Below are 11080 nucleotides of genomic sequence, written 5' to 3'. Positions count from 1 at the left end.
GAGAAAAAATGATAGATATTCATATGCATATTGGCAGATTATATTTTGAACCACCACTTGAACCAGAGTATTTATTAGATTTTATGGATAAAAATAATATTGAAAAAGCAGTACTTCTTCCTATTGAAAATCCAGAGGATACTTCTTATTATGTAACAACAGAATATGTACTTGAAATATGTAAAAAATATCCTGATAGATTTATTCCCTTTTGTAATGTTGACCCCAGAAGGAGAGAAGTTCCAAATGTAATAAAAGAATATAAAGAAAGAGGATGTATAGGATTTGGTGAAGTGTTGTGTGGGCTTTATGTTGATGATGTTCGTATGCAAAAGATATATGAAGTTTGTGGTGAATTGAAAATGCCAATTATTTTTGACCTTTCTGGAACAACATGTCTTGATGAGGTTGGATTGCCTAAATTTGAACAAATGATAAAGAAATTCCCAGAGACATTATTTATTGGTCATGGTCCACATTTCTGGGCAGAAATCTCGTCAGATATTAAGAAAGAAGAATTTAGTAGTTATCCAAAAGGAGAAATAAAAAATGAAGGAGCAGTAATAAAACTTCTTTCTAATTATAGTAATTCTTTTGCTGATTTATCTGCTGGTAGTGGTTATAATGCAATAACAAGAGATGTAAATTTTGGATATAAATTCCTTGAAAAATTTCAAAATAAACTTTTTTTTGGAACTGATATCTGCCATGTAAACCAGGATGTTCCAATTATTCAATACATTAAAAAATCTCGTGAAGATAAAAAAATTACTCAAAGTGTTTATGAAAAGATAACTGAAAAAAATATAAAAAAAATTATTAACCTATGAAATATCAAAAAGGATGCAAAATGAAAAAAATTCTTATTGTTTATTGTTCATTAGGAGGTAATACCGAAGCTGCTGCTTTTGCAATAAAAAAAGGGATAAAAAGCAATGAAGATGTTGAAGTTGTTATAAAAAAAGGATTTCAGGCAGATATTGATGATTTACTTTCAGCCGATGGGATAATTTTTGGTTCAGGAGATTATTTTGGTTACATGGGAGGAGTACTTAAAGATTTTTTTGATAGAACATTTTATCCATCAAGAGGCAAGGTTGAAGGAAAACCATATTTTGCATTTCTTACACATGGTGGAGGAGGTAAAGGTATCGAAAGTATTGAAAACATTGCTCAGACATTTAACTTTAAAAAAGTTATGGATTCAATTGTTATAAAGGGTAAGCCAGATAAAAATATGGAAGAGAAACTTTTTGATGCAGGAAGAAAATTCTGTGAAATTATTAAAAAATAAAAATGAAAGAGTTTGTTTGAAAATATCCGGAATAGTTCAGGGTGTTGGTTTCAGACCCACTATTTACAGGTATGCAAAGGAAGAAAACCTTTCTGGTTTTGTCCGTAATACATCCGAAGGTGTTTATATAGAAATTGAAGGACCTCAAAAAAATATAAAAAATTTTCTCAAGAAAATCAAAAATTATCCTCCACCAAGGGCTAAAATAAAAAAGATAAAAGTTATTCCTTTAAGTATTGAAAATGAAAAAAACTTCAGAATAATTGAGAGTAAAAAACAAAAATCCCTAAAAGTAGAAATTTCACCTGATATTGCTACTTGTCCTGATTGTTTAAAAGAACTTTTTGACCCGAGTAATAGAAGGTATCTTTTCCCATTTATTAACTGCACTAATTGTGGTCCAAGATTTACAATAATAAAAAATATTCCTTATGATAGAAAAAATACAACAATGTCTGAATTTATTATGTGTGAAAAATGTCAACAAGAATATAATAACCCTGAAAGTAGAAGATTTCATACCCAACCAAATTGTTGTTTTGATTGTGGACCTGGTATGTTTTTAAAAAATAAAAAAGGAGAAATAGTAGAAGAGGGGATAAAAAGTATAGAAAATACCTCTTGGTTTATTGAAAAAGGAAAAATTGTTGCTATTAAAGGAATTGGTGGTTATCATCTTGCATGTAATGCTTTAAATGAAGAAGTTGTTGAAACATTGAGGGAGAGGAAAAATAGAATTGATAAACCATTTGCCATTATGGCAAGGGATATAAAAACAATTGAAGAATTTTGCTATATCAGTAAAGAAGAAAAAGGATATCTTAATTCATGGCAAAGTCCAATAGTCCTTTTGAAGAAAAAAAATAATAAAATTCCTTCAATAGTTGCCCCTTCAAATAATTATTTGGGCTTTATGCTACCATATACACCCATCCATCATATTCTTTTCTTTTTAAATAAAAATTTAAAAGTTCTTGTTATGACAAGTGGAAATTTGTCAGAAGAACCAATTGTTTATGATGATAAACAGGCATTTGAGAAACTAAAAGGAATTTTTGACTTTTTTCTTACTCACAATAGGGAAATTTATATAAATTGTGATGATTCTTTATTGAAGGTATTCAAAGGAAGTTCATATTTCATAAGGCGTTCAAGAGGCTATGTTCCTGAAATGATTGAATTCCCGTATAAATTTAAAAAAAATATATTTTCTGCTGGTTCTGATATGAGTAATACTTTTGCTTTAACAAAAGAAAACAAAGTTTATCCCAGTCAGCATATTGGAGACATTGGAAATGTATCTTCAATTGACTCATATAAAAGGTCAATAAAACTTCTTGAAAAAACTCTTGAAATAAAACCAGAAGTTATATGTTATGATATTCATCCTCAATATTTCTCATCTAAAATTGCAGTAAGTATGATTGAAGAAAACAAAGATATAATTGGAATTGGCGTCCAGCATCATCATGCTCATATTGCATCTGTTATGGCTGAAAATAAGCTTAAAAATGAAAAAATAATAGGAATTGCTTTTGATGGAACTGGATTTGGAACAGACAAAAACATCTGGGGGGGGGAATTTCTAATATGTGATTATACTGAATTTGAAAGGGTCTCTCATCTTGATTATATTCCTTTACCTGGTGGAGAAAAGGCAATAAAGGAAATATGGCGTTTGGGTTGTATTTATTTATACAAAACATTTGGTAATAAATTCCTTTCTCTTGATATTGATTTTGTAAAGAATATTGATATAAAAAAATGGAAAATAATTGAAAAAATGATTGAAAAAAGGATAAATTGCCCTTTAACTTCAAGTATGGGACGACTTTTTGATGCTGTTTCTTCAATATGTTCAATAAGAAATACAATAAATTATCAAGGTCAGGCAGCAATTGAACTTGAAATGAAAATTGAAAAAACAAAAAGTGAACCATATAATTATCAAATCAAGAAAGAAAATAATGTTTATATTATCAATGTTGAAAAAATGATTGAGGAAATTGTTCATGACCTGATTGATAAAAAAACAGTTGGTTTTATTTCATATAGGTTTCATATAACAATTTCTGATATAATAAGGAAAGTTGTAAATATCATAAGGCAAGAAAGAAAAATAAATAAAGTTGCTTTATCAGGTGGTGTCTTTCAAAACAATTTTTTACTTGAAAAAACATATAATGATTTAAAAAAAGATGGGTTTGAATTATTTATTCATAGAAAAGTTCCAACAAATGATGGTGGAATTTGTCTTGGGCAGGCAGTTATAGGTAATTTTTTATTGAAAGGAGAAAAACAATGTGTTTAGCAGTTCCAATGAAAGTTGAAAAAGTAATGAAAGATAATTTTGCCATTGTTTCTCTTGGTACAGTTAAGAAAAAGGTAAATATTTCTCTTGTTAAAAGTGTTAAAAAGGGTAATTATTTAATTGTTCATGCTGGTTTTGCAATAACAAAACTTGATAAAAAACAAGCAGGGAAAACATTGAAATTATTAAGTGAGATGGGCAAATGAAATATATACAGGAGTATAGAAACCCGGAAATAATAAAAAAAATATTGAAACTGATAGAAAAAAAGACAGAAAAATATGATAAAAATATAAATTTAATGGAGGTATGTGGAACTCATACGATGGTAATAGGGAAATTTGGGATAAGAGGTGTTTTACCAGAAAACATAAATTTACTTTCTGGACCGGGGTGCCCTGTATGTGTTAGTCCAAATTCATATATAGATAAAGCAATAGAATTTTCTAAAATTGAAAACACAATTATTACTACTTTTGGAGATATGATGAGAGTTCCTGGCTCTTATTCTTCTCTTGAAAAAGAAAAAAGCAAAGGTAGAGAAATAAAAGTTGTATATTCTCCTTTTGATGCTCTTGAAATTGCTGAAAAAAGGACTGATAAAAATATAATATTTCTTGGAATTGGGTTTGAAACAACATCCCCAATTGTATCTTCTACTATTAAAATAGCAAAAAGAAAAAAAATAAAAAATTTTTATGTTTTTTCAGGACATAAACTTATTCCACCTGCAATGGAATTACTCTTAAAAGATGATGAAGTTAAAATTGATGGTTTTATATGTCCGGGGCATGTCAGCACAATAATAGGTAAGAAGCCATACAATTTTATATCAAAGAATTATAATATTCCATGTGTTATTACTGGATTTGAACCGTTAGATATAGTTGAGAGTATTTATATTTTAATTGAAAAAATTATGTCAAAACAAAAAGGTGAAGTTATAATTCAGTATAAAAGAGCAGTAAAAGAGGATGGAAATAGAATTGCCAGAAAAAATATGGAAGATGTTTTTGAAGAAATTGATTCAGAGTGGAGAGGACTTGGGAATATAGAAAAAAGTGGACTTAAAATAAAAAATGACTTTGATGAATTTGATGCTGAAAAAAAATTTGAAGTAAAAATACCTGAAATAAAAAAAGAAAGTTCCTGTATATGCGGAGAAATACTTAAAGGAACAAAAAAGCCATTTGATTGTAAATTATTTGCCAAATTTTGTAATCCAGAAAATCCAGTAGGACCATGCATGGTATCATCAGAAGGGACATGTTCTGCTTATTATAAATATGAGATTCCTCTTCAATCAACATAGTTATTCTGTGGAGGACGGTCCTCCACATTAAAGAAAGGGTAGCAGGGCAGAGTTGGTGTTTTATTTCCAAAATACCTCCCCCTTTGAAAAAGGGGGATTTCATCCTTCTCCCCGCTGGGGAGAAGGTGGGGATGAGGGGGGATTTAATATTCCCCTCTTTATAAAAGAGGGGCAAGGGGAGATTTTTCTAAATCCACCCCCTCGGGCATAGTTTAAAATCCGTAGCCAAAAGTGAGGACCCTACGGGCGAGCCCATCCCTCCTTTTTTAAAGGAGGGAGTAAGTTGGTTCGTTATTCCCCACTTTTTCAAAGGGGGGTAAGGGGGGATTTGAAGGGGAATTTTTAAAATTAGTACCTAAAAATATAAACGGAAATTAACAAACATTTAGGGGAAAATGCAAAAAATAACTTTATCTTATGGAGATGGCGGAAAATTAACTTATAATCTTATAGAAAATATTTTTGTAAAACATTTTAAAAATGAATATCTTGAAAAACTCCAAGATGCTTCTTTATTAAAAATTGGGAAAGAAGATATTTGTTTTACAACAGATAGTTATACTGTAAGTCCTATTTTTTTCCCTGGTGGAGATATTGGAAAACTTTCAATCTGTGGAACAATAAATGACCTATCAGTAAGTGGGGCAACCCCTCTTTTTCTTTCTTCATCATTTATAATAGAAGAAGGGTTTGATTTTGAAACACTTGAAAAAATAGTTATTTCAATGGCAAATGAAAGTAAAAAAGAAAATGTAAAAATAACCACTGGTGATACAAAAGTAGTTGAAAAAGGGAAAGTTGATAAAATCTTTATAAATACAGGTGGAATTGGAATAAAAGATAAAAGGATGAAATTAGGAATTGAAAGAATAAAACTTGGAGACCTGGTAATAATAAATGGAGATATTGGATTACATGGGCTTTCTATTATAACAAAGAGAGAAGGTATTGAATTTGAAAGTTCAATTAAAAGTGATTGTTCTTCTTTATATCCTATTGTGAAAGAGATATTTCCATTTGGAGAAAAAATAAAATTTATGAGAGACCCAACAAGAGGTGGTGTTGCGGCAACCTTAAATGAAATAGTTATAAAATCAGATATTGGAATAAAAATTTATAAGAAAAAAATTCCCATAAGTGAAGAAGTTAATTCCTTATGTGAAATTCTCGGTTTTGACCCTCTTTACATAGCAAATGAAGGTAAAATAATTATTATAGTTGATAGAAAATATGGAGAAAAGGTGGTTGAAACAATGAGAAAACAACAATTGGGAAAAAAAGCAGAAATTATAGGAGAAGTAACAGACAAAATAAAAAGAAAAGTTTTAATAGAGACAGAAATTGGAGTTGAAAGAGTTGTTGAGTTCCAGGCAGGTGCTCAATTTCCAAGGATATGCTAATGAAGATAAAAAAAATTGTTGTTGGAGAATTTTTTACAAATTGCTATATAATCTGGTGTGAAGAAACAGGAAAAGGTGCTATTATAGACCCTGGGGCAGAAAGTGAAAAAATAAAATATCAGATAGAAAAAGAGAAAATAAAAGTAGAAATAATAATAAATACACATGGACATTTTGACCATATTGGAGAAAATGAAAAATTTTCTTTACCTGTTTATATTCATAAATTAGATGAAGAATATCTTAAAAACCCTGAAAAAAATCTTTCAATACTTTTTGGGATACCATTTATATGTAATTGCCAGACAAAAATATTGCAGGAAGGAGATATAATAAAAATTGGCAATATTTCTTTAAATGTTTTACATACACCAGGTCATACACCGGGAAGTATATCTCTTTTAGGAGAAAATTTTGCTTTTACAGGGGATACAATTTTCGCTGGTGGAATTGGAAGAACTGACTTTGTTGGAGGAGATGAGGAAGAACTTTTAAATTCAATTAAGAAATTGCTTAAACTACCAGAAAAAACAATAATATATCCTGGTCATGGTGAAATATCCACTTTCAGTAAAGAGATATCTTTTTTAACTTCTCTTTTCTAACTTCTTTTTATTTCATTTTGATTATATAAGCATGAACATCATATGATTGAAAAGTATCTTTCATCTGGTTGTCTTTTATTAAAACTTTGTAATACTCTAACTTCCCACAAAATTTTTTTGGGCAACGCCCGGGGTTGAATTTCTCTGCATCTTACTTTGTCCCGTTGTGCTTGGAAATCCCTTTAAGTTCCACTTCATCCCCGTTGTGCTATCTGGAAGACGATAACGCACCAACTCTGCCCTGCTAAGTCCTGCTACTTTTGTCGGTTTGTTAAATGAGGAACTTACTTACCTTATTGTTTCAAGAACCCGGTTCTCATAGAAAACCATGTTCTTCTATCTTAACATTTTTTAAAAGGGGGAACTTATGGGTAAGGGATAGTCGGGGGAGAGGGCAGGGGTGAGGGCTCTGATTTTTATTACACCTTTAATGTAAAAATAGTATTACCCCATTTCAAAATGTGAATTCTTTAAATTTTTTCATAGTTATAATATAAATACATCTATTATTCAAATTCACAATTCTAAATCTACACTACTTTTTGTTTTTGATAATTTTCAATTCTTCATAGTTATAAGAAAACGGGATTTTGGATTGGTTTACAAAGGAAACAAGAAAAGTTTTTCTGGCACTGGTAGAGAAAAAATTGTTTTTTGAAGATGATATATTAAATACTTTAAATGCAACTTCAATACGAAAGACCTACATTTTTCTTCAAGTTCAGTTAGCCATATTTATTAAGCAATAAGATATTTATATACCCCAAAATTATGTCTGCCCTAATTGGATTCAGTGGAACTTACCTTTTATTCAAGTAGAGAAAATGTTTTATTTTGATAGGTATAAAACTCCCAGAATGTTTTCTCTTCTTTTTTATATCCAAAAATTAAAAGATGTTTTCTTTTTGTTGAAAAATCATCAAAAATATCTGCTTTTTTGAGTATTTCTGTGTACCAGTTAAGGTATTTATTTTTATCTTCCGTTTCTGGATAAGTAATAAGGACTTTTAATGGGGAGTTGAATATAGATAATTTATTCATTTCAAGACAACTTCCAGATATTGCGTTTTCATGTTCAATAACCACAGGCAAATATTCAGCAACCAAAAATGGCAACTGAAAATGCTCTTTGTCTTCTTTTTCATAAAAAACAGCATCTAATGACCAGTATTCTCTATAATATTTTAATTTCAATATATCTGCCATTAAATGCAACATGCTTTTGTCTGATAGTGTTTTACCAATCATTATTTTTGTGAATTCACCAGGGGTATCCCAATATTTTACCAATTTACTTTCAAAATCTGTCAGGGCAAGTAGAAATACATTTTTAAATAGTTCAGGAGTTATTATTATTTTGTTCTCTATTCTTTCTCCTATATCTAAAAGTTCAGTTGTTGTTTTCAGTTCTTCTGTAATTTCTCCTTCTCCTATTTTGTTTTTCTGAGCAATTATTTTAATGTTTTTTTCGTAGTTTTCTTTTTCAGAAAGTAATAACCAATTTATTTCCTCATTAGCAAGTTTTTTTAACATTTCCCCACCTCCTATGATATTCCTTATTTTTTCTCTTATAATTCCATTTATTCAAAATTATCCTATAAAATAATAATGTAATCAACTTTTTAGCCAAGTAAGTATGTCTGGGAAAGTTAAATTTATGCGGTTGATGTGTTATAATATGGGAAATAAGGAGAGAATTATTGCATAATAAAGAAAAAAAAATTGCTATTGTTTCAGGACCAACTGGTGGACATTTTTTTCCTGCTCTTTCAATAGGTGATTCACTAATTGAAAAAGGGATAAAAGTTAAATTTTTTGTTCCTGAAAGGGGATTTATAATTAATTGGTTAAATAAAAGGAATTATAACTTTTCTATTATTCCTGAGGTAAAAATTTCAAAAAAAGGGATTTTTATAATACCCTTTAAATTTTTATTCAATATTTTTAAATGTTTTATTTTTATTCAAAAGGAAAATTTTGTTGCAATTGTTGGCACTGGCAGTTATACAACTTTTCCGTTTCTTGTTGCTGGGAAAATTTTAAGAAAAGATATATACCTTCACGAACAAAATTATATCCCGGGAAAAGTAACAAAATTTTTTTCAATTCTTTCAAGAAGAACTTTTTTAACTTTTCCTTATAGAAATAAATTACCAGAAAAGAAAGTCGTTGTTACTGGTTTCCCTTTATTAAAGGAATTTAAAATTCATATCTCAAAAGAAGAAATAATTGAAAATTTTTTTTTAGATAAAAATAAAAAAGTAATTGTTGTTTTTGGTGGAAGTCAGTCAGCATCTTTTTTAAATAAACTTATAACTTCTAATATTGATTATTTTGTTAAAAAAAACGATTTTCATATTATAATTATTGCAGGTAAAGAAAAGGTAAAAGTTGAAGAGATTTTTTTTAAAAAGAAAGTAAGTGGGATTGTTTTTGATTTTTATTATAATATGAATGAACTATATTCTATTGCAGATATTGTTATTTCAAGAGCAGGGGCAGGAACAATTTCTGAACTTACATACTGGAAAATACCTTCTATATTAATTCCATATCCTTTTGCTGGCGGACACCAATTTTTTAATGCAATGTTTTTACAGGAAAAGGATGCCTGTTTTCTTATTCCACAAAGGGAAGAAATTGTTTATAATTTTCCATTATATTTTGAGAAATTTTTGGGAAATTATGAGAAAATAAAAAAGGCACTTGAAAAAGTAAAGATTTATGATGATGGAAAAATTGTTAATATTATAACTGGTGCTCTAAATGAGAAAAAATGATATTTTTGAAAGGGTAAAAAGAGTTCATATTATTGGAATTGGAGGGATAGGGGTTAGTGGACTTGCATATATTTTGCTTAAAGAGGGGAAAATTATTTCTGGTTCTGATACAAATTTAACCCCTATAACAAAAGCACTTGAAAAAAAAGGGGTAAAAATATTTTCTCCACAGAGAGAAGAAAATATAACAAAGGACATTGAACTAATTATCTATTCTCAAGCAATTTTTCCAGATAATCCAGAATATAAAAAAGGGAAACAACTTAAAATCCCTATGATGAGTTATCCAGAAGGTGTTGGGGCAATAATGAAAAATAAAAGAGGCATTACTATTTCAGGGACGCATGGAAAAACAACAACATCTGCTCTTGTTGTCCACTTGCTTAAAAAAAATAAACTATCTCCTTCGTTTCTTGTGGGAGGGAAAATTATTGGACTGGGAAATTCTGGGGTTGGAAAAAGTGATTTTCTTGTTGTTGAAGGTTGTGAATATAAAAGGTCATTTCTAAATTATTCCCCAGAAATTGCTGTTTTAACAAATATTGAGAAAGACCATCTTGATTATTATTATGATATAAGAGAAATAAAAAGTGCTTTTTGGGAGTTCTGTAATAATGTCAAAAAAGATGGTTTTATAGTTTATTGTAATGAGGATAAAAATGTTGTGGAAGTGGTTAAAAAAGTTAAGAGAGAAAAAATATCTTATGGTTTTGAAAATGGTGATTTTACAGGGAGAAATATTGTAATAAAAAAAGGAAGAACTGAATTTGATTGTTATTTTAAAGGAAAAAAAATATCACATTTGAAATTGAAAATATGGGGAAAACATAATGTTTTAAATTCACTTGCCTGTATTGCAGTAGGGAATATTATTGGATTACCATTTGGAGATATAAAAAAAGCAGTGGAAACATTTGATGGAGTTCATAGAAGATGTGAAATAATAGGCAATGAAAAAGGGATTTTAATTATTGATGATTATGGGCATCATCCGACTGAAATAAAAGCAACTCTCTCTACTTTAAAAACAGTTTTTCCTGGGAGAAGATTGATTGTTGTTTTTCAACCACATCAATATAGTAGAACAAGATTTCTTTTAAAGGATTTTGCCCGCTCTTTTTCTAATGCAGATAAGATAGTTGTTCCAGATATTTATTTTGTTAGAGATTCTTTAAAAGAAAAAAAACTTGTAAATGCAGAAATTTTAGTTGAAAAAATCAGAAAAAATGGTAAAGAAGCACTTTATTTACCAACTTTTGAAGAAATTGTTGAGTACTTACTTGAAGTTTTAAAAGTAAATGATATAGTACTTACTCTTGGGGCTGGTCCTGTAAATTTGGTTGGGAGAGAACTTTTAGAAAAATTAAGGGGTAATTGA

10 protein-coding genes are annotated in these 11080 nt (G+C 29.2%); 9 read left to right on the top strand and 1 reads right to left on the bottom strand.

Annotated elements, in window-relative coordinates:
• From PLW95_04210 to PLW95_04180, 7 genes are all read left to right on the top strand, one after another.
• Nucleotides 1-830: amidohydrolase family protein (locus tag PLW95_04210; GenBank protein HOV21867.1), on the top strand; the 830-nt coding region annotated here is incomplete at its 5' end.
• Nucleotides 831-850: 20 nt separating this feature from the next.
• Nucleotides 851-1294, top strand: coding sequence for an NAD(P)H-dependent oxidoreductase (locus PLW95_04205; protein HOV21866.1), 444 nt, complete (start codon nt 851-853; stop codon nt 1292-1294).
• Nucleotides 1275-3605 carry a carbamoyltransferase HypF gene (gene hypF / locus PLW95_04200; GenBank protein ID HOV21865.1) on the top strand — a complete coding sequence of 777 codons (2331 nt, stop codon included), beginning with the start codon at nt 1275-1277 and terminating at the stop codon, nt 3603-3605. The genes PLW95_04205 and hypF overlap by 20 nt, the downstream gene beginning before the upstream one ends.
• Nucleotides 3596-3811, top strand: coding sequence for a HypC/HybG/HupF family hydrogenase formation chaperone (locus PLW95_04195; GenBank protein HOV21864.1), 216 nt, complete (start codon nt 3596-3598; stop codon nt 3809-3811). Before hypF ends, PLW95_04195 begins: the two co-directional genes overlap by 10 nt.
• Nucleotides 3808-4917 (top strand): hydrogenase formation protein HypD, encoded by a 1110-nt coding sequence (hypD, locus tag PLW95_04190; protein ID HOV21863.1) that lies wholly within the window; start codon nt 3808-3810, stop codon nt 4915-4917. The genes PLW95_04195 and hypD overlap by 4 nt, the downstream gene beginning before the upstream one ends.
• 395 nt (nt 4918-5312) lie before the next feature.
• On the top strand, nt 5313-6317 hold the full coding sequence (gene hypE, locus PLW95_04185; protein ID HOV21862.1) for a hydrogenase expression/formation protein HypE: 1005 nt from the start codon (nt 5313-5315) through the stop codon (nt 6315-6317).
• Nucleotides 6317-6922 carry an MBL fold metallo-hydrolase gene (locus PLW95_04180; GenBank protein HOV21861.1) on the top strand — a complete coding sequence of 202 codons (606 nt, stop codon included), beginning with the start codon at nt 6317-6319 and terminating at the stop codon, nt 6920-6922. Before hypE ends, PLW95_04180 begins: the two co-directional genes overlap by 1 nt.
• Nucleotides 6923-7729: 807 nt before the next feature.
• Here PLW95_04180 and PLW95_04175 read toward each other — a convergent pair.
• The gene (locus PLW95_04175; GenBank protein ID HOV21860.1) at nt 7730-8455 is read right to left on the bottom strand and encodes a hypothetical protein; all 726 of its coding nucleotides are present in this window, start codon (nt 8453-8455) and stop codon (nt 7730-7732) included.
• 167 nt (nt 8456-8622) lie between these two features.
• Between PLW95_04175 and PLW95_04170 the strand changes: the two genes are divergently transcribed.
• Both PLW95_04170 and murC read left to right on the top strand, forming a co-directional pair.
• Nucleotides 8623-9702, top strand: coding sequence for a glycosyltransferase (locus PLW95_04170; protein ID HOV21859.1), 1080 nt, complete (start codon nt 8623-8625; stop codon nt 9700-9702).
• Nucleotides 9689-11080, top strand: coding sequence for a UDP-N-acetylmuramate--L-alanine ligase (gene murC, locus PLW95_04165; protein ID HOV21858.1), 1392 nt, complete (start codon nt 9689-9691; stop codon nt 11078-11080). Before PLW95_04170 ends, murC begins: the two co-directional genes overlap by 14 nt.

This window comes from bacterium, from assembly GCA_035370465.1.
GTDB lineage: Bacteria > Ratteibacteria > UBA8468 > B48-G9 > JAFGKM01 > JAGGVW01.
This window is presented reverse-complemented; position numbering and strand designations above follow the sequence as displayed.